A 20,089-nucleotide genomic window follows, 5' to 3' on the forward strand; every position below is an offset into this window, starting at 1 on the left:
TTCAGGCGAATCGTGTGCAGACCGCTCCGCCTGTCTGGACGGGGATGCACCGTGGCTCACGGCAAACGCACCGTTGCTCATGGCGAACGAAGTCGTCGGCTGGCAACCGGAACCGTGCTCTCGCCAGCAACCGAAACCATCTTCTCGGCAGCCGGCCATCTATCGCTGCCACGGTGCCGGCCGAGCGGCTTGTTGCCACTGTGGTGGAGCGGCGGAATTCGTTGTGGGCGGCTGTGTGTTGGGTGTGTTCGAGAATGTGTTCGAGGCTGAATTTTGAGCGGTCGACCAGGCTGGGTTCCAGGCCGGGTTCGGCGCGGATTGGCCGCCCGGAAATGCCGTTGCCTCAGGGTGTGTTGATGCGGCTCCGGCGAGCCAAGGTTGGGCGTCGATGGCGGGTTCGGGTTGCGACCCGAGTTGCGACTCGGCGTGATCGAGATACGGTTGGACCACGGCGGCGAGTTCCTCGGGCATGATCGCGTCGGATTGATCGAGTAAGCGCGCGATCCAGCGTCCGCTGCGGCTCGCGGTGATCGCGTGCTTGAATTTATCGCCGAGCAGAGTGACGCCGAACAATGTGATCAATGTGCAGAAGATGGCGCCTTTGCCGAGCCCGAAGAGCGCACCGATGGGACGGTCAAATTCCTTTAATTTCATACGATCGATCGTGCCGCTGATCATCCGAAAAGCGACCCAAATCACGATAGACGTCCCCACGAACAAAATCAGCATCGCCAGAAAGCGATTCCACGGCGGCTCAGCCTGAATGTTCTGGCTGAACGGTTCGCGATAGTGATAGGCGACCGCGTAGCTGACGACGATCGAAGCGATCGAGGCGAGTTGCCAGGCAAATCCTTTCAGGGCGCCAAATAGCATCGCACCGATGAGGACGATTGCCATGAGGATGTCGTAAGTTTGCACGATAGCGAATTTGCTGGTGAAGGCGGCTCCGAAGTTGCCGTCGTCAGACGGTGGAGGGAGCTAGCTAGCTGGACAGCGCCACTTTTTCACCATTGGTGACGCTAGCGGGCTGTTGATTGAATCGAATTGCGGTCGGCAAGGGCGACAGCTTTCGCCTTGTAGCAGAACCAGTGGAGCAGGGCGAAGAGCAATTGATGGATTTTCCGGTGTGGCGATAGACAGGGGAAATTTGTTAATCGCGGGGGTGAATCGATCCGGATTTTTTTCGACCGCCCTGCTCTGCTCCGGTCTCCGCCGCTCCTCCTCTCTCGCTGTTCTTTCCCTTGGCTGGCTTCAAAACCCATATTTCAACCAGCACTGTCGTAGGCATTGTCTACGGGTATTGGGGTGTGGCCACGCAGGGCATGTCGATCGAGAGTGGGCTGCTTGCCGGCGGCTTGTGCAGCGTGGCGGGCATGTTGCCGGATCTCGATTCCGACACCGGCGTCCCGCTGCGGGAAACGACGCTTTTCATGTCAGCGGTGATTCCCATACTGATGGTCGAGCGATTTCGCGATATGGGGCTCTCCCATGAAGCGATGGCGTTGGCGGCGATGTTGATCTACGTCATGATCCGTTTTGTCGTCGTTGAATTCTTTCGGCGATACACCGTCCACCGTGGCATGTGGCACAGCATCCCAGCAGCGTTGATCGCGGGGGTTGGGGCGTATTTGATCATGCCGTGTCCGAGCGAAGCGATTCGTGTTTACAAGTCCCTCGCGGTGCTGGCCGGTTTCTTGACCCATTTGATTTTGGACGAAATCTGGAGTCTCGACTTCAGCGGTCGTGGGATGCGTGTCAAAAAATCATTTGGCACCGCACTCAAATTCTTCGGCAAGAATTGGTGGGCAAACGCGTCGGTTTGGGGCAAGCTGATTTTGTTGTGCTATCTCGCTTGGGGTGACCATGGGATCCTCGATCGACTCCGCCAGCGGGTGCGGTTGGAGCGTGAACGATACTCCATTCCTGAATCGGGCTGGTCGGCTGGTCCTGGGTCATTCACCCTACCATCGCGTTCGGCTGCCCCAAGCCAACCTGGCTCGGGTTTGAATCCCCTGGATGCCTGGCAAGCCGAGCCATCTGATTCCAAGCGGATCGCTGATCCACGCGACCAACCTGCCCTGCCCCGTGACGGATGGCGCTAGCTCGTAGGATGGGACCATTGTCCCGTCTGAGCTCTGATCCCGCCCGAGGCCGATTGGCACGCTCGGGACGATGGCCCCAATCTATGCCAGGATTTCGGCGGAATCGAGGATGATCGTGACCGGGCCGTCATTGATCAGGCTGACCTGCATGTCGGCCGCGAAGATGCCACGGGCGACCGGGATGTTTCGCGCCGCGAGTTGTTCGGCGTAGAGTTCGTAGAGCGTCTTGGCGAGAGCAGGCGGCGCGGCGCCGGTGAACGATGGCCGACGGCCTTTGCGGCAATCCGCCAGCAAGGTGAACTGGCTGATCACAAGGATCCCCCCGCCGGATTCGACCACGTTTCGGTTCATCTTGCCGTTCTCGTCTGAAAAGATCCGCAGGTTGGCGGTCTTGTCCGCGAGGCTGCGAGCGGTTTCTTCGCGATCGCCCTGCCCTACCCCGATCAATGCGACTAAACCATGCTCGATTTGACCGACGATTTCGTTTTCAACTCGCACGCTGGCTTGCAGGCTTCGCTGCAGGATGACTTTCACCGATCAGTCTCGCTAAGATAGGGAGGGAAGATGATTATTGTATTCTCTCGAAGCCGCCCTGCCCTGCCCTCCTCTGAATCGTATGCCCTATCTATTTACCTGCCCACATTGCCGTGCACGCACGGAGGTGGAAGACGCGTTCAGTGGCCAATCCGGTGAGTGCGTGGTTTGCGGTCATGAGATCACGCTGCCCGATTTTGCGCCCGGTGCCCGAGCGGATGCAGCGAGTCGACCGGCCGCCACTCGGAAACGGCGCAAACGCTCGGTGGCGTGGGTGGCTGCCGCGGTGGTGATGCTATTGATCGTCGGTGCCGCTGGAATTGCAATTGTGCGGGTCGGCGGCGCAACGGCAGCGAGGTTGCGAGCGGGACGGGTGCAGATGGGGAGTATCAAGAATTTGGAAAAGATTGCGGAGGCGCTCAATGCCTACGCAGCGGACCACGGGGTCTACCCTGCCCCGGCGATCCACGATCGCACGGGCAGGCCGCTGTTGTCGTGGCGAGTGTTGATCCTGCCCTATCTCGGCGAAGAGGAACTGTATGACCAGTTTGATTTGAGTGCGTCATGGGACAGCGCCCAGAATCAACGGGTTACCTATCGCGACATGCCCGCGGTCTACCGTCATCCAAATACCGATGCGTGGGCGACTGATACGGTGTATCACATGGTTACTGGAACGGGGACCCTCTTTCCTCGGTCGGGGCCGCTCGGGCCGAGGCAAGCGATCGATGGTGCCACGCAAACGATCTTATTGGTCGAGAGTCCCGTGTCGAGTATTTGGACAGAACCCGCTGATCTCGACTTCCCCGCCTTCGGCGGCACGATCAATTCCTCCAGCGGCGCTGATCTGGGCGGGGTGACCGATGGCGGAGCCTGCATTGTCACCGTGGACGGACGCGGCCATTTTTTACCCGACACGACCGCGCCCATGACGGTGAATGCTCTCATCACGCCCCACGGCGGTGAACCACTACCGGATGACGTGCTGGATTGACGGCTCATTCATTCAGTAGTCGCCTCACGAGGCTGAGGGAGTTTTACGAAAAAATATCTTCGATCTGCTCGATGTAATCGAGTGCCACTTCGGGCTCAACCACATCGACGCCCGGCACGCGTCCGCGTCGATCGCAGAAACCGAGTTCGAGCAGGTCTTCGTCAAGTTGACCTCGGACTTGCGTCCGAGGCTAGCACATGCCGTCGCGACTGCGTGACGGAGTAAAGTTCGACATGCGTGAATTGCAATCCGATACGATGAAATGGATTCGATCTCAGCAAACTTTAACTGGAGGGGCAGATGATGAGTCGCCACCTGACACTTGTTGATTTGATCGGGGGCACCATCCTCGCTCTCGTAACGGTCTCACTGCTATCGATGTCCGTGTCGCGATTGCGAGCGGCGGCGCGGATGGAATCGTGTGCGGCCAATCTCAAACAGATTGGTCTTGGTTTTCATAACTATCACGCCGCCTACGGCCGATTGCCTTTTGGTAGCGGCGGTACCTCAGCAGGAAGTGAGTCGGAACCGATGCTCGGCAACGCCAACCGTTTATGCGGCTTGGTCGGTGTGATACCGTTTATCGAACAGCAGGCGTTGTGGGAGATGATCTCCAACCCCCGCAAGGAAAACGGCGAAGAGTTCCTGGCAATGGGCCCAGTGCCCTGGTATCCGCCTGCAAAGTACACGCCATGGTCGCGCCGGCCCGCTGCGTTTGTGTGTCCGGATGATCCGGCGCAGGATGAAAACAAGGTCGCGTCGAGCTACCTCTTGAATTATGGTGACGCGATCGAGAACGTTGGCGCCGCTTGGCAAATCGCGGAGGCGCCCTATGGTGATAACCGAGCCACCACGAGAGGTCTGTTCGTTCGTCAAAAGCAGTTCGGCTTTCGAGACGTCCTCGATGGTCTCTCCAATACCCTCATGATGGCCGAGGGAAAGCTCGCGGGCTCCCGTGTCGCCAAGAATGTCACGGGAATGATCGCCGATCCGTCTCGCTGTATCGCGGCGCATGAGAATGCCGCGACCGAATTTTGGGACGATCCACGCCCTGCGGTCTGGGCTGACGGATCGCTGCTGTCGATCGGATTCCAAACCATCCTGCCGCCGAACTCACCATCCTGCACTTCGGACAAAGGTGTCTTGGAAGGCGTGATGTCGGTATCGAGCCATCACGGGGCCGGCGTGCACGTGTTGATGTCCGACGGCAGGGTCGCGTTTGTGTCCCATTCGATCGATGCCGGCGAGGCGAGTCGCCCCTCGGTCGCAATTGGAAAGCTCGAGAATGGAAACCCTGTCCGGCCCGGCTCGCCAAGCCCTTACGGAATTTGGGGGGCTCTGGGCACGCGGGCGTCGCGAGAGGTCGTTAATCTTGATGTGCTTCAGCCGCCTCGGCAATCGTTCAGCAAAGCACAGCTCAAGGAATTCGCCTCGTTCCCGCTCGAGACGTGGCGAGACGCCAAGGGCCGGGGCAGTATTCAAGCCAGGCAGATTGACGTCGAAGACAATGTGGTCACTCTGTTAACGCCTGAAGGCAAAGTCCGACATATCCCATTGTCGGACCTCAATCGCGAAGATGCCTACCGTGCTCTGCGAGCCAAGCAAGATCGTCTTGATCGCTTGATGGATACCTTCGTTGACGACATGCAAGTCGCGTTGGGCTATCTCGAGAGGAAAGAGTTTGAGAAATTCGTGGATGAGTGCGTCTTGGCAGGTGATTCGTCACCTGCCAATGCGTCCTCGCAGCGAGCACAAATCGCTGAACTGGCGATTTTCCGAGGCCGCCTGATCCTCGCGCTCGACCAAGTGATCGCCATGCCGCCCTCGCAACAGGGCCTATGGGCAAGACAAACCAAGGGCGGTCGGCTGACGCTGAGCATTCGAGGCGCCAATGCAGAGTTTCATGCGCAGCGTTCAAAGGGGCATTGGAAGATTGCCCTGGAGTGAGCGAGCGAACGAGAAAATGGTAACCGCCCTGCCCTGCCCTGGCGGCCTGCAATCGATCTCGCCGCACGACGGTTGTTCGAATCGCGAAGCGACGACGGCAGTTCGTTGTGGGCGAGAATCATTACTGCGATATCGAGATTGGTACGTGATCGCGGAATCGGCTCTTTGGCTTGGGGTCGCGCCCGTTAACCGCAGTCCGCCGCAGTGGTCCGCGGTGTGCCATGCCATGCCAATTCAATTCATTCAGCTCGTGGAGCTTCAACGTTGCTGTTGATTAATATGTTTTCGCAAGTTCCCTCTTGGCGGACGGACGGTGTGGCTAACCGCGAGAACAGGTTTCCTGAAATGACGACTGCTGAGCAGTTTTGCAATAAGATGCCGGTCGCCTCGTTCGGATTTTTCTCGGCCTTGGAGGGCTTGTCCTCTCGCTTTTGTAGCGGCTTGCCGCCGGCATCATTTCCAACCCACGTATCGCTGAAGTTGTTGGCACTGATCGTGATGCTCGCCGACGACTCGCGAACAGCGATCGCCGCGTTCTTGACGATGGTGAATGTGTTCGCCGAAATCGCGCATCCGTGAGCATCGCGTAGGTCGATCCCGCCTGCGAAATCATGCGCGATGACGTTGGCCGACATGGTCGTTCCATAGCAATCGCGATCCAGGACGATGGCCCAGCCTTGGCATTCCTCAATCATGTTGGCTGAGACGATGCTGCCGTACGTGTTTTCGATGACCACGCCATCGCCCAGGTGGTCGTCTAAGTTATTGCCACTCATTGTCAGGTTGAACGAATCAATGCAGTGAACGCCGTCCTGGTTTTCTTCAAACTGGTTCGCGGACACGATGATGTCGTGGCAGCCTTCAATTTGCAGACCCGTCTGTTTGTTGTAGGTGAACAGGTTGCCGCAAATTCGCGGGTCTTCGTAGCAGAAATGGAGTTTCACCCCGTCGCCACCGTGGTAGCTGCTGGTCACACCTTCAATGAAAATCTCCTCGATGTAGCGGGCTTCGATTCCTGCACCGCTCTTGTCGTTGCCCGTCACGCGGAGGTTGGCGATGTTGACTCGCCAGAGCCGATCCGTATTTGGAGTCGCTTGGCCAGCGAAAGCAGCGTTTTCGATCAAGATCGCTGGTTCCCCGTCGGTGTTGTGGTTGATGAGATGCGTCGCTGTGCCATCGCCCACGACACGTGTGTCACCTGTTTTGATACGTAGCGGCTCGGTGATCTCGTATTTGCCCGCAGGGATGTGTAACACACCGCCGGCGGTCGGGATCGCGTCGGCCGCGGCTTGCAAAGAATCATATTTGCTGGCGTCGACGACATTCTGCGAGTACGCCGGGATGGTGAGGAACAATCCAAACGAGATGGACAATAAAAACTTTGGAATCATGTTGGTCTTCTCTCTGGGGTTAGACTCGCGGTAGTGGATCTTGTGAAAGATCCTGCTGGATGAGGATCTTTCACAAGATCCACTACCTTAGAGCGACACTTGGAATCGTCCGTCTCATTGCGATCCAGCTCGGCGTCAGTGTGCGTAGGTCACATGATCGCGAAATAAGCTGGACGCCTGGCCTGGGAAACCAATCTAATTGCTAATTGGCTGAGAAATTCTCAGGTACGCAAAAAAGTCACGTAGCTGCTCGTCGGTGAGTTCGTCGAGCAATCCGTCTGGCATGAGGCTACGACCGACCGGTTCGATCGATTCGATATCGTCTCGCTCGACGCGGATATCCTCACCCGACTTTCCTCGCAGAGTAACGATCTGGTTGTCTTGATCGGTCAAGAAACCGGTCAGGATGCGACCATCGAGCGTCAGCAACATCACTTGCTCGAACCCTTCTCGAATTTCAGCACTTGGTTGCACAACGCTGGATAGCAACGTGTCCATGTTTCCTCGTTGGTACGGCGTCAGGTCGGGGCCGACGTTACCACCTTTATGAAACAATCGGTGACAAGCCGCACATTGCGTCATGAAAATGGACTCGCCGGCATAAGGGTTCCCGGTGCCATCTTCGACAACCGAGCGGATTCGCTCGATTTCTTTCATCGATTCGGCTGGGTTGTGTTCTTCGCTCGGTCCGAATTGCTCTTCCGCGAGACGGGCAATCTCAGCATTGGAATGCCGCCTGAGTTGCTCGACCACATCGCTCGGGATCGCATCGGCCGCGATCTTGCCATTCGAAATGGCATCGATCATCAGTCGAGTCCACTCGGTTCGGCTGAGGAGAGAATCGAAGACAGCGGGGCGAACCTCGTTGGCGAAGGAAGCAAATTCTTCGACCAATTGCTCACCAATTGCCCGTTCTTCGAAGACCGAAACCGCCGTCAACGCGGCGCGTTGGAGTTCTGCGTCGGTGGCGGAGATCGATACGTTGAGCAGTCCCGCGAGCGCCTCTTGCGCCTTGACTTCGCCGAGGATTCTCGCGATCACAATTCGCTTCTGAATGTCAGCCTCGTTGTTTTGCAGCAACGCAATCGCTTCGTCTCGTGCGGCCTGGTCACCCAGACGCACGTTTAATTCGAGCGACGAGCGGCCGCTGTCGACCAATGCCCGGACAAGTTCGTCCGGCAGTCCCACCATCCGTCGCCCGGCGTATGCGAGCTCAAAACCTGCCAGCAAGGCGTCGGTTTGTGCTTGCCCGTCGGCGAGTTCAAGCAAGTGGGCACATTGTTGCAGGTCAAGATTGCCGCCTTTGAGAGCAAGGCCATGCATGATGCGCGAAAGGATGTGTTTGACGACCATCGGCTTGCGGCGAAAGGCGGGGTCTTCGAACAACGCCATGATCGCGTCACGGTCCTGATCGAGGTTGTACTCGAGCACCCACCAGCACAGCAGCGGCACGTACTTGTCGTTGATGTCCTCGTCATGCGCCAGGACGGCTGTAACCAAACGCAGCGCTTGATCGACAGGCAGTCGGCGGGCGGATGCCGCGATCTGAGAACGTACTTCCGCGTTGTCCTCGATTTCGGTCTGGGCCAGGATGGCGGCGAACAGTTCATCGGCGACCCGGGTCGGATCGTCTGCGGCTGGGCCACCAAGACTATCGGTCAATCCAATGACGGTTCGTTTATTGGCGAACCCGACATCGTCGCAAATGAATCGAATGGTCCAGTACCGGACCAGGGGCACGTTGCGAGCGAGGCCTGCCAGGGCAGTCTCTTGATCGAGACCGAACCCTTGATACAGTGCCCACAATGCCGCCAACGATTCGTTGGCTTCACCATCGACAACGAGCTTGCGCAATTTCGCAGCCGACTTGGGATCCTTTCGCTCACCCAATAATCGCACGGCGGTGTGCCGGTGCCAACGATTGGGATGGTTCAGCAGCGAAATCAATTCATCCGAGTCCTTGGCATCCAGATTGAGATCGTTCTCCAGTGGTTCGTCTCGGCCGCGTAAGCGAAAGATGCGTCCAGTGGTGGGGTCGATCTGGCTTTGGTAGTGCTGGCCGTGAGCGATGTATTGTTCGTAAAAGTCCGCGATGAGGACCGATCCATCGGGTGCGTTGGCGATGTACACCGGCCGGAAAGCGGGATCGTCCGAGGTCAAGACTTTTTCGGTATCGCTCGTCGTGAACGTCGCCCCGTCAACGAGTCGTTTACTGCCGATCACAAAGTTATGCAGCGGTTCGACGCTGAGGAACGTGTCGTGATACTTCGCGGGCATCGCGGTCGATTCGACCAGCGTGGCGAAGTGCGTGAATCGTGGAATGGGCTGTTCGTTGGCAATGTATGGCAAGTGTCCAAAAGCGAATTCGTTTCGGACGGGCCCGAACTTGTTCGGCGTTGTGCCCTGCATCAGGTGCAATCCGCCTTGTAAGTAGTGCCAACCGCGTGTCCGGCCGCCGTTGTTGCCCGTGAAGAGTCGGCCGCCGGAATCGACCTCCAGTCCAAAGTTGTTTCCTCCGCCTTCAGAGAAAATTTCAAACCGATGGGTCTCGGGGTGATATCGCCACACCATGCAGCCTTGGAAATAGATGCCTGGATCGTTCTCGGCATCGATTCCCGGACGAGTGACATGGCAACTCGCCGTACTCCCCTGGGCACCGTAGAGCCATCCGTCCATACCCCACACCAAGCCGTTGGCGACTGAATGGGAGTCTTCCAAACCAAAGCCCTGGAGATGGACAACAGGGGGCCCGTCGGGCACATCGTCGAAATCTGCATCCGGATAAAACAGCAGGTATGGCGTATGCATGATCCACACACCGCCGCGGCCACGAACCGCGGCATTGGCCATGTTTAATTCGTCCTGAAACACGGAGTGCTTGTCGTATTGACCATCGCCGTCGGTGTCTTCATGAATCGATACCACATCGCGTCCATGGTCGTGATGCGGCGGCGCTGGCGGAACGCGGTCGTAGTGCGAGCGGTAATACTTATCCCGGCTGATCATTTTCAGACCTGCGGGATACGGATACTGACGGTACTGGGAAACCCATAACCTCCCCCGTGAGTCGAAACTGAAGTGAGTCGGCTGGGCAACCAATGGTTCACTGAGCATGAGTTCCACGGTCAGGTCATCGGGCGTCGTCATTGTCGCGAGCGAATCAGCGGGCGACATCTTGTCACCATGGACGAGCGTGTCGGCTTCCCCGAGTACGCGATTAGATTCATGAAAGGAATCAAACGCGGAGGTGGTTGGCTTCGTCTGCACAGCACCCACGAACTCCGGTGCATCCTCTCCAAGTCGAAACTCCCAGTCTCCGTCAAAGACGCACTCCCAGAAGTAGTTCATCACAAATGGAGCTTCTGAGAGAAACCCGCCCGTGCCCTCTGGGTTATAGACACGCACAGTCAGTTCGTTCCATTGGTCAGGCACTAAGCTACCCGAGGGGATTTTGTAACGATGGTTTCCAGATCGACCATCGGCATACTCGGGTGGAAAGGATCCTCCGCCGCCAATTTTCTTGCCGTTGAGATAGACTTCGTGGGCGCCTGCGAGATCACGAATGTTGAGAATCACCGATTCTCCGAACAGGTCCCGTTCATGTTTGCTGAAGAAGGTCGGGTGGGGTTTGAACCAAGTTCGATACCACGCGTTGCCCGTAAAGTCCTGGCCTTCAGGGACAGCCACCGTTTCCCACTCAGCCGCCATCGTGGGCGAGTTGGCGCCAAACGATAGGCATATAAAAAATGCGAAAAAGAAACGGAAAGAAGCGTTGTTCATGGTCTATTAATCTCTATTTTGGATACAAGAAAACGTCGTAGGATGGGACCATTGTCGCATCCGAGAACGACCTGCTCGCTTGGGACCGTTGTCCCAAGCGACATCATTGTTCGGTGGTTGCGTTTTGTGCCTGCTGCATAACGCTTTGGAGTGTCACGGATGCACCGCCGCGGCGTTTGCTTTCATCGGCGGCTTCCATGAACGCGAAAATCTCCAGCGTCTGTTCTCGCGTAACCGGTGGTTTACCTGTCTGGAAAAAGCGAATGATTTCGACAATCAACGGCTCATAGCCTTCGAAGCCACCTGCCTGCACGATTCCTTGGGTACCGAACACCGTCGCTCCATAGCCGCGTTGGCCGTCACGGACGCCACGGAACGTGCCGATCCGTCCGTCCTGCCACACGCCCACGCTCAGGTCGGTACCCTCGGTGTGGACGCGAGAAACCGAAACGCAACCGCTGCCCATGATCGTGAACAGCGGTTCGACGCCATGGATACCGTACCAGAAGAAATCGGGGTGGTGTTGTTCCAGCGTGCAGGGTGCGTATTGGTCACAGCCCACGACGTCACCTAGCTTCGCATCATGCTCAAGATTGACCGTTCGCGGCGCGAAGCGGAGTGCGGAACTGGAGAAGCAGGGAACGTCGTGCTGCTTTGCCAAGCGAAAAATCTCGATCGCATCGGCCAGCGAGCCGGCAATCGGTTTATCGATAAAGACGGGTTTGCCTGCCGCAAAAACCTTGCGTGCCTCGTCCAAGTGTTTGCGACCATCGATGCTCAGCACCAGCACCACATCGACTTTGGGTAGCAGTTCGTCGATCGAGTCGACGATTTCCACACCGAGGTCCGCGATCGGCTGGGTGTTCGTTGCGATGCGTTTCATGCTTTCAGGGATGTCGGCACTGCCGCCGGGGACCCCAGCGACCACGGTCATCTTGGCCAGCTCACCCTTGGCATCGGGATCGTTGATGATCTGCACCCACGGCAACGCGTGAGCATCCATCCCGATGATGCCAGCTCGGATCGCGGTGGCGGATTCATCCGCTCGCACCGAGCCAATCGCTGCGCTGAATGAGCATACAAGCAAGAGTGTCAAACGGATTGAATAGGTATTCATGATGGTTGCTTCGTGTGAAATATAAGGTCGTGGGGGCAATTCGTGGCATAGGCTTCTAGCCTGTGAAGAAGATTCAGCATGGGCATGAAAGCTATGCCATGTTTGAATCAAGCCGAGATCATTTGTGCTGCTTCGCAACACAAGAGCTCGTAAGCAACGTCGGGGAGGTGGGAGCGTTGTCGGGGGGGGGGCGCGTTTCAGTGAACGCAATTTCAACGCGGAAGACGATGCCGCAAAGCGGGCCAGTTTTTGACTCGACCATCTTAGCGGATTGGCGGTGGAATCAACCGTCAACCGACGCGGTCTGTCGGTTCAAAAACACGCATAGTGGGTCTCACGCGTACCGCGTCGTCGTGGAGGTGTTACCACGTCCACGACGATCGATCCGCATGGACAGCGATGAAATCAGGCACCATCGGCCGGATCTTTTCCATCGATCCACGGCCCACCGTACTTCATGTATTCCGGGTCGGACTGGGTGCTGCCGTAATCGCCGGCCTTCCAACCGGGGATGTGGACGGGTGGTCCACCGGCCAGTGACCGGGCTTCCCATTTCGCCGCCCAACCGGGGTCAACGTCAGTGATCTTTCGATCGTCGACGAAGTACACTTTTCCCTTGCGATAGCTTTGAGCGCCCAAGTTCACGACCGCCATTGCGGCCGCACCCAAGTCGGGCTGGTTGTTGCACATTGATGGGTCATTTGCCTCGCAGGCATCGAGCCAGTTTGAGAAGTGTGCCAAGGTGGTGTTCTTCACCGGCTCTGTGGTGATGCGTTCGGCTTCTTGGCGCACGTGGGTGACCGGGCCTCGCTCGGGGATGAAGTCAAAACCGTCGAAGCCCTCACCGTTTCCAAATGCGAAGGTGCCATAGTGACCGCGAATCAATTGGTTAACACGTGACTCTTCATTGCACATCGTGGCAGTGACGAGTCCTTGAACGCCTTCGTTGAAGTCGGCTGCCACGGTCGCCACATCGGGAACACCCCGTCCATCGTACTCCAGGTAAATTCCGCCCGCACCGACGACGCGACCAGGAATCCGCAGTCCAGTGGCCTTCAACATCGAAGTGGTGCGGTGGACGAAGAGGTCCGTGAACATGCCGCTTCCGAACGGCCAGAACCGGCGCCATTGCCTGTACACTTCGCGGTCAAACGGCATGTCTTCGGCGAGGTCGTGTTCGCGTCCGAGCCAGCGATCCCAGTCAATGGACTTGGGGGTCATGTCGGGAGTGAGTTTGTAGTACCGCCATTGTCCCACATCGGAATTGCGGAAGTACTCTGTCTGGAATCCAAGTACTTTGCCGAGCTTGCCATCGCACAGAAGTTTGTTCACCTCGTTCCAAACGGGCAAACTGGTCGATTGCACGCCGACTTGCATCACCTTCCCGCTGGACCGCCATTTGTCTTCGACGTCGAATGCTTCCTGCACCGTTTTGGTCATCGGCTTTTCACAGTAGACGTTCAGTCCCGCTGCAAGTGCGTCGATCGTTTGTTTGTGGTGCCAGTGGTCGGGGGTGCCGATGCAAACGGCGTCCAGGTTTTCCTTTTCGATCATGTCGCGATAGTCGACATAGCGGCCCGGATCGGTGCCCGTTTCTTTCTTGATATGATCCGCGACCCGGTCACGTTGGACCTGGAAAACCTCCGCAACACCGACCAGGTCAATCGCGCGTCCCGCAGCATGGAGTTCGCACAACGACTTCACGTGAGCACCGAAACCCCGGCCGCCGGGGCCGATGAACCCGATTCGCATCCGCTCGTTGCTGCCCGCAGCGGCGGAGGCTGATTGCGCTGAAAGTGTGGAGGCACCCAAGGCCGCCACGGTGGCCGAAGTTTTCAGGAAGTTTCGTCGGTCTGTCATGTGAGCAGTTTTCAATGAAAGTTAGTGAGAACGGTGAATGTCGCGCAGATTCAACGCAGTAATGGCTCGCTAGCATAGCCGTCCGGTCATCCGATTACAAATTTTTGGACCACCATCGTTCAAGTGCCCCGATCGGTTGCATGCCTACGTGACTACCGGATCGCGTCGCGTCGTCACCCCGCCTGAAGTCGATAGGGACCTGCGCTCAGGATCGCGATGTCTTGGGCCGGGGGGGCGGTTTTCGCTCCGCGACAAGCGACACCCATTGAAACTGCCGTAGGGCGATACTGGACAATACAACTTGACGGATCGAGTTGCTTGAAATGGGCGCCGATTCCACGGTCGCGAGCGACGAACGACTCGGAAGCACTATTCGCTTGGGAACGAGCGGGAAATTACTGTCTGAAATTGTGGCCGAACGCTCCGCGGTCGATCATTCCGACCGCGGAGCGTTCGGCCACTCATTTTCCGCTCATTCCTTATGTGTTAGCAAAGAAACGAAAAATGGATCTCGGCCGCGCTTCGACATTGCCGCGGGAATACGCAGCCATCGAGCGATTCATCGCTGCGTTGCGAGTCAAAGGCTCCAGCGTCGATCGGGCGTAGGAGCATCTGAAACGCTGGGCTGAGCTTGCGAAGCAAGATCCTACGCGCCCCGGATGGTTTCGGGAGAACGGAATTTTTCGACTACAGAAACGTGACGCGGAACGCTTCTCTGCCAAAACACGAAGAAAATCTGAGGTTTTCACAGAATTTCCGTGACAAGAGGCCGTCGATCCCCTAGGGTGGGGGTGTCAGGGGTGTCTCGTCATCACTGACAGCGACTTCCTTGAAGCGCGGGTGAATCATGAAAACGAAAACGTCGGCATGGAAAAGAGTCTCCATTTCCCTGCGTGATCTCGGCACGCCCAGAACGGTCCCACCCAACTTCTCACCGCGACGAGATTCACGGCGGACGTTGAGGGTGGAAACTCTTTGCCCACACCAGATGCTTGCCGCTGACATGGACCAGCAGCCCGAGCCTTCTTCGGCAGACGGTGCAGACGTTCCCTCCGAAGTCGCACCGCTCGAAGGAGATGTCAATGTTGATGGGACTCTGACCTCGCTCGATGCTCTCGCTGTACTGAACTCGATCAACGATCCCAATGCTTTTCCGGCGACTCCGGTGATGGACTTGAGTCAAAATGGAAAGGTCGATTTGGGGGATTACAGCCTTGTAATGTCTGCCATTGAATTACAAAGTCTCGTCGCAAACGGCCTCCAAACGCAGTCTGGAGTCGATGCGGCATCCATGGGCGACTCAACGCTGGTGACGAGTCCGTGCGCTGCCGATGAGGTGCTTTTGTCGACCTTGCAAGGGACTCGCGCGACTCTGGAAGATCAGCTCGCTAACGGGACAATTTCCTCTCAGGTCGATGCACTGAATGACCAAATTGCGGCGGTCGATTCGTCGATCGCGCAGATGCAAGATAGGTTGAACGGTTGCGACGCATACGGTGGTGACGACCCTGATTCGGGCGACGACGGAACTTTCGGTACAACCAGCGGGGTGCGTGAAGGAAAGAAACTCCGAGTCGCGGGCTGGGTGAACGGTCCATGGAGCAAAGGCCCTGCACACGACCTCACCGTATTTGCAGACATCAATTTTGATGGAGACTTCGACGACGATGGTGAAATGGAAGTCAATACTCTTAAATTGAAAGTATCTGGAACCAAAAACCTGGAGCTTTCCGATATGGTGCAGTATGTCAATGTACTTCCAGGATCGATTCTCCACAGATTGCTCGATTCCCCAGCGAAGCGAAACGCAATTGCCTCTAGTCACGTCTACGGCGTCCGGGATAGCAGCGGAAATGCGGATGCACATGGGACACCAATCGATAGCCCCGACTTCGGGTTGCAAATGGTTTCAATTGAGGAGTTGTCAGAACATCTCGCAGAAAGTGAAATTAGCAGCAACGATAAGGAATTCATTTTAGGCCAGTTTCGCTACAGTGTTCTAACGATAAACGACACGACCAGCCAATCCGTGTCCGGAATGGCAATCGCGTTCTATCGCGACCACACACAACAAAAAGCTTATCGCCTTGCGTTTCGGGGAACGAACCCTACGCAAATAATCGATATTATGGCAAACGCAGAGCAACTTATTGCCGGGTATTCTGAAATGTATCGTGCCGCGGGGAGTGTATCTGCGTTGTTAACGCGTGTCCCCGAATATCACGACCGACTGAGCTTGACAGGGCATTCTCTTAGCGACGCGGGGTCAATAACTGCCGTAGTGGATCTTGTTAAAGATCCCGTGCTGGAGGGATCTTTAACAAGATCCACTACGGCAAGTCCGTCACTTATTGTTCCTGCCATCCTTAGAGGTGATTTGGCGAGTGCTGGCGCGATCACAGCAGAACTCCAAGCGGACAGTTTCAGCGCCGCTGGTCTCGTGGAGGAGGCGCTTGCTGACCCGATCGACGGCGCTGATTTTGTGGACGGCGCTACGGTCCGCTTCGGTTTCGGAAGCGAGTACGTCGCATCGTATCAAGTTAGGACATCCTACACGCGATCAGACGGGACGCGAGATTCGCCTGATCTACTCAGTTTCCTGCAAAATTCTGTCGACATTACGATCGGCGATAGGATCTACCTTCGCGATGCAGTGGGCTTTTCGATGCATGATATTGGAAAAACATGAAAACAAATCAGCGAATCACGATGTTTGCGTTCGCAACGGGAATGCTTGTTCTTTTTGCGATTCTAGGTTTATCTGCATTTCGTTCCGTGCAGTCCACGACGCAAGGGATTATCGATGCAACTAAAAAATATAGGCAGATCACTGAGGAAATAGATTATGTCATTAACTATGACAGATTGACGCACTGGCGACGCGAAAAGTGGGAGTTTGATACCTTTTTTCATACACCGGAGGCCATTGCGGCCTGCAATATCATTTCGTCGCAAGATGCCAGCGAACTTCAAGCTTGGATTAGGCAAGGTGGAGACGTTAACCTCACCGGAGATCATGGTGTGACACTCCTGTTCTGGGCACTGTTCGACAGGGATATAAAAGCGTTTGAACGATTGTTGATACATGGCGCCGATCCAGATCTGGCATTAACTGGTGACATTCAGCGAATGCATCAACGGCCAATATTTCGAGGTGACACAGTTATGTTTGCGGCAATCGAATTCCTGGAATTTGACTTTGTTAGCACGGCGCTCCCTTTCTCCAACTCGCCTGATCAACGCGACTTTAATGGATGCAATCTTTTGGCGAGAATAGATAACACCAGATTTCTTTTCAGTGTTCGTCCCTCTTTAGCGGCGGAGATGATTCGAGCTGGGGTTGATCCCGATGTTTGGTCACCAAATGATCAGGCGGTACCCGCAGCCTCGATGGTCAATTTTAATCGACCGGGCGTTGCGTACGCCATGGTTCTCGCTGGAGCAAGCCCGACATTCGGTTCGTTTGCCGACGCTTCTGTCGTAGATATTGTTGAGAACCGGCGAAAGTGTCAACTCGATATCATCAACACTCCCGACTTTCAAAGACTTGAGCATTGGTTAGTTGACAATGGGTTTCTCGAAGCTCGTAAGGATGCACTTCCAGGAATGAAGGTACAGGCATTTCCCGGAAATACGCCATCACCGAAGTTAACCGAATCTCGACGCGAGGAGAAATGAGAACGCTGGTTAAACTCTCCGTGGGAGTGCGGGTGCAGTTCGCGTCACGGGTTCGTTGAGTTGGCCGACTCATTTGGTGGGATCATTGCGAGTGTGGCCGGTTGGAATCTCACAGTCGTTGATGGTACTGAGTCGGGTGTCCCGCGACAGAAGCCCACCTCGGATGCTAAGCCATGTGTAAGGAAACTAGCCATCTCGCTGAGATTCAAATGATGCTTCTTCACCATCTAAGCACGTCGGGTGAATTCATTCGGCACAATTAAAAAAGGTAGGCATATGCGACAATTCTCCAAACTCATTGAGTGTTTTCGTAGGCGTGTTTAGAAGTGTGCTGAAGCGTTCCCGTGCACCAGCAGGAAACAGTTGGTACTTGAGTGTTTTTTAGAGCATTTCGATCGCGTTCAGCTCTGGACGGTATGGCGACAGATGGTAGGTGTAGAGTCCTTTCTTTGCCCTGTCTTCCATGCGAGCTTGAAATGCTCCGCTCGTGTGGACGGAGGCATTTTCAAGGACCACAACGGTTGGACCGTCGATTGTTTGGCAGTAATCATCGGAAATTGCAATCACGATTTCGCTGTTCACGTAGCCTTTGTGAAGATAGGTGTGGGGGTCACCGTCTTGACCTTGAAACCCAGTCGCCTGAACGTTGCTGCGGTGTGCGCCCGTAACGGGTACTTCGTAACGCCTACCGATCGGATGTGCTTGGCCGATTAGGCTGAGGACTTCTTCTGGCTGAGGGTCGCGTTGGTATTGCTCTAGCTAATTGCTCAGGATGTCGACCGCAGGCAAGAAGTCGTGATCCTGCATCATCATCAGGTCGATGTTGTTGTAGTTCTCACCGCAGCTAAAACAATGAGCGAGATTGTTCTTGGGGTTCACTGTCGCTCGAAGTTCTTTGCACGATGGACACGGTCGCGAGCGACGAACGACTCGGAAACACCATTCAGTGGGGAACGAGCGGGAAATTACTGTCTGAAATTGTGGTCGGACGCTCATTTTCCGCTCATTCCTTAGGTGTTAGCAAGGAAACGAAAAATGGATCTCGGCCGCGCTTCGTCATTGCCGCGGGAATACGCAGCCATCGAGCGATTCATCGCTGCGTTGCGAGTCAAAGGCTCCAGTGTCGATCGGGCGCAGGAGCATCTGAAACGCTGGGGTGAGCTTGCGAAGCAAGATCCTACGCGCCCCGGATGGTTTCGGGAGAACGAAATTTTTCGACTACAGAAACGTGACGCGGAACGCTTCTCTGCCAAAACACGAAGAAAATCTGAGGTTTTCACAGAATTTCCGTGACAAGAGGCCGTCGGTCCCCTAGGGTGGGGGTGTCGGGGGTGTCTCGTCATCACTGACAGCGACTTCCTTGAAGCGCGGGTGAATCATGAAAACGAAAACGTCGGCATGGAAAAGAGTCTCCATTTCCCTGCGTGATCTCGGCACGCCTAGAGCGGCCCCACCCAACTTCTCACCGCGGCGAGATTCACGGCGGACGTTGAGGGTGGAAACTCTTTGCCCACGCCAGATGCTTGCCGCTGACATGGACCAGGAGCCCGAGCCTTCTTCGGCAGACGGTGCAGATGCTCCCTCCGAAGTCGCACCGCTCGAAGGAGATGTCAATGTTGATGGGACTCTGACCTCGCTCGATGCTCTCGCTGTACTGAACTCGATCAACGATCCCAGTGCTTTTCCGGCGACTCCGGCGATGGACTTGAGTCAAAATGGAAAGGTCGATTTGGAGGATTGCAGCCTTGTAATGTCTGCCATTGAATTACAAAGTCTCGTCGCAAACGGCCTCCAGGCACTGTCTAGAGGCGATGCGGCATCTATGGGCGACTCAACGCTGGTGACGAGTCCGTGCGATGCCGATGAGGTGCTTTTGTCGACCTTGCGAGCGACTCGCGCGGCTCTGGAAGATCAGCTCGCTAGCGCAACAATTTCCTCTCAGGTCGATGCACTGAATGACCAAATTGCGGCGGTCGATTCGTCGATCGCGCAGATGCAAGATAGGTTGAACGGTTGCGACGCATACGGTGGTGGTGGTGGCGACGATGATGACGGGGGAATGACGGAGGGTACTCAGGCAGATCCCTACGGTGGCGAGCCCGGTTCGGCCGAAAACTTTCGCATAGCGGGGCAATCTCTAGGAGGTGGCTTGGCAAGCGCCGCATCATTCGCATCGGGGATGCACGCGACCACTTTCAATGCTGCAGGTCTTGAACCGCACACGCTGCTCAAGACAAAACCAGATGGCGGGTATTATGGACAAGATATATTTGAGGATTCGAGTCTGCGATTCGGAAATGCAGCCGAATTTATTCGAGCCTATCACGTCTACTGGGATTCGCCAGTTGACAGTGAAGGGCGCCGGGGCGTGCCGGACATCCTGACTTGGCTTCAGCGCAATACTGACGCTATGGAGGCCAAGGGGGCGCCACTTCCACTGCAGGGTCTATACACGTTCTACTCGGATGAACATCGCTACATTCAGGATTTAGCCGCAGCGCTGAATGGATCCGCCTTTGGGACCGGCTACGTAACTTTTGATGCCTTCTTAGCATCCCTTGGTTTAAGAGATTCAGTACTTTACGGTGCTCTCGAAAAGATGGCTGAATCGCATCGTTTTCCCTCGATCTACTATGGGTTTCTTCATGACCCATCTGGATGGGATGCTTACTACGGTCAGTAGGGA

The 20,089-nt window shown here is 56.0% G+C and carries 13 protein-coding genes; 6 read left to right on the plus strand and 7 right to left on the minus strand.

Translation table 11 applies throughout. From position 1 onward, the window contains the following. Positions 1 to 159 precede the first annotated feature (159 nt). Positions 160 to 897 (minus strand): CvpA family protein, encoded by a 738-nt coding sequence (locus tag SH410x_RS00495; RefSeq protein ID WP_473673670.1) that lies wholly within the window; start codon positions 895 to 897, stop codon positions 160 to 162. 344 nt (positions 898 to 1,241) lie between these two features. Between SH410x_RS00495 and SH410x_RS00500 the strand changes: the two genes are divergently transcribed. Beyond that, positions 1,242 to 2,102 (plus strand): metal-dependent hydrolase, encoded by an 861-nt coding sequence (locus SH410x_RS00500; protein ID WP_473673672.1) that lies wholly within the window; start codon positions 1,242 to 1,244, stop codon positions 2,100 to 2,102. A gap of 81 nt (positions 2,103 to 2,183) precedes the next feature. On the opposite strand, the gene dtd is transcribed toward SH410x_RS00500, so the two are convergent. After that, complete coding sequence (gene dtd / locus SH410x_RS00505) at positions 2,184 to 2,636, minus strand: D-aminoacyl-tRNA deacylase (RefSeq protein ID WP_473673674.1); 453 nt, start codon at positions 2,634 to 2,636, stop codon at positions 2,184 to 2,186. Between the two features lie 82 nt (positions 2,637 to 2,718). Between dtd and SH410x_RS00510 the strand changes: the two genes are divergently transcribed. Together SH410x_RS00510 and SH410x_RS00515 are read left to right on the plus strand one after the other, a co-directional pair. Further along, on the plus strand, positions 2,719 to 3,630 hold the full coding sequence (locus tag SH410x_RS00510) for a DUF1559 family PulG-like putative transporter (protein WP_473673676.1): 912 nt from the start codon (positions 2,719 to 2,721) through the stop codon (positions 3,628 to 3,630). A 303-nt stretch (positions 3,631 to 3,933) separates the two neighbouring features. After that, complete coding sequence (locus SH410x_RS00515) at positions 3,934 to 5,577, plus strand: DUF1559 domain-containing protein (RefSeq protein WP_473673678.1); 1,644 nt, start codon at positions 3,934 to 3,936, stop codon at positions 5,575 to 5,577. Positions 5,578 to 5,816: 239 nt separating this feature from the next. On the opposite strand, the gene SH410x_RS00520 is transcribed toward SH410x_RS00515, so the two are convergent. From SH410x_RS00520 to SH410x_RS00535, 4 genes are all read right to left on the minus strand, one after another. Beyond that, the gene (locus SH410x_RS00520) at positions 5,817 to 6,968 is read right to left on the minus strand and encodes a right-handed parallel beta-helix repeat-containing protein (RefSeq protein WP_473673680.1); all 1,152 of its coding nucleotides are present in this window, start codon (positions 6,966 to 6,968) and stop codon (positions 5,817 to 5,819) included. A gap of 195 nt (positions 6,969 to 7,163) precedes the next feature. Beyond that, positions 7,164 to 10,748, minus strand: a complete 3,585-nt coding sequence (locus SH410x_RS00525) for a PVC-type heme-binding CxxCH protein (protein WP_473673681.1) — start codon at positions 10,746 to 10,748, stop codon at positions 7,164 to 7,166. Between the two features lie 103 nt (positions 10,749 to 10,851). Continuing rightward, positions 10,852 to 11,865 (minus strand): Gfo/Idh/MocA family protein, encoded by a 1,014-nt coding sequence (locus SH410x_RS00530; protein ID WP_473673683.1) that lies wholly within the window; start codon positions 11,863 to 11,865, stop codon positions 10,852 to 10,854. Positions 11,866 to 12,270: 405 nt separating this feature from the next. Then, the gene (locus SH410x_RS00535) at positions 12,271 to 13,725 is read right to left on the minus strand and encodes a Gfo/Idh/MocA family protein (RefSeq protein ID WP_473673685.1); all 1,455 of its coding nucleotides are present in this window, start codon (positions 13,723 to 13,725) and stop codon (positions 12,271 to 12,273) included. A 988-nt stretch (positions 13,726 to 14,713) separates the two neighbouring features. Between SH410x_RS00535 and SH410x_RS00540 the strand changes: the two genes are divergently transcribed. Further along, a complete protein-coding gene (locus tag SH410x_RS00540) occupies positions 14,714 to 16,414 on the plus strand; it encodes a Tle-like phospholipase domain-containing protein (protein ID WP_473673687.1) in 1,701 nt (566 codons plus the stop codon). Further along, positions 16,411 to 17,403, plus strand: coding sequence for a hypothetical protein (locus SH410x_RS00545; RefSeq protein WP_473673689.1), 993 nt, complete (start codon positions 16,411 to 16,413; stop codon positions 17,401 to 17,403). Before SH410x_RS00540 ends, SH410x_RS00545 begins: the two co-directional genes overlap by 4 nt. Before the next feature lie 381 nt (positions 17,404 to 17,784). On the opposite strand, the gene SH410x_RS00550 is transcribed toward SH410x_RS00545, so the two are convergent. Next, positions 17,785 to 18,114 carry a transposase gene (locus SH410x_RS00550; RefSeq protein WP_473677440.1) on the minus strand — a complete coding sequence of 110 codons (330 nt, stop codon included), beginning with the start codon at positions 18,112 to 18,114 and terminating at the stop codon, positions 17,785 to 17,787. Positions 18,115 to 18,922: 808 nt separating this feature from the next. On the opposite strand from SH410x_RS00550, the gene SH410x_RS00555 reads away from it, so the two are divergent. Continuing rightward, the gene (locus SH410x_RS00555; protein WP_473673691.1) at positions 18,923 to 20,086 is read left to right on the plus strand and encodes a dockerin type I repeat-containing protein; all 1,164 of its coding nucleotides are present in this window, start codon (positions 18,923 to 18,925) and stop codon (positions 20,084 to 20,086) included. The last annotated feature ends 3 nt before the right edge of the window (positions 20,087 to 20,089 follow it).

This window comes from Rhodopirellula sp. SH410, assembly GCF_055811895.1.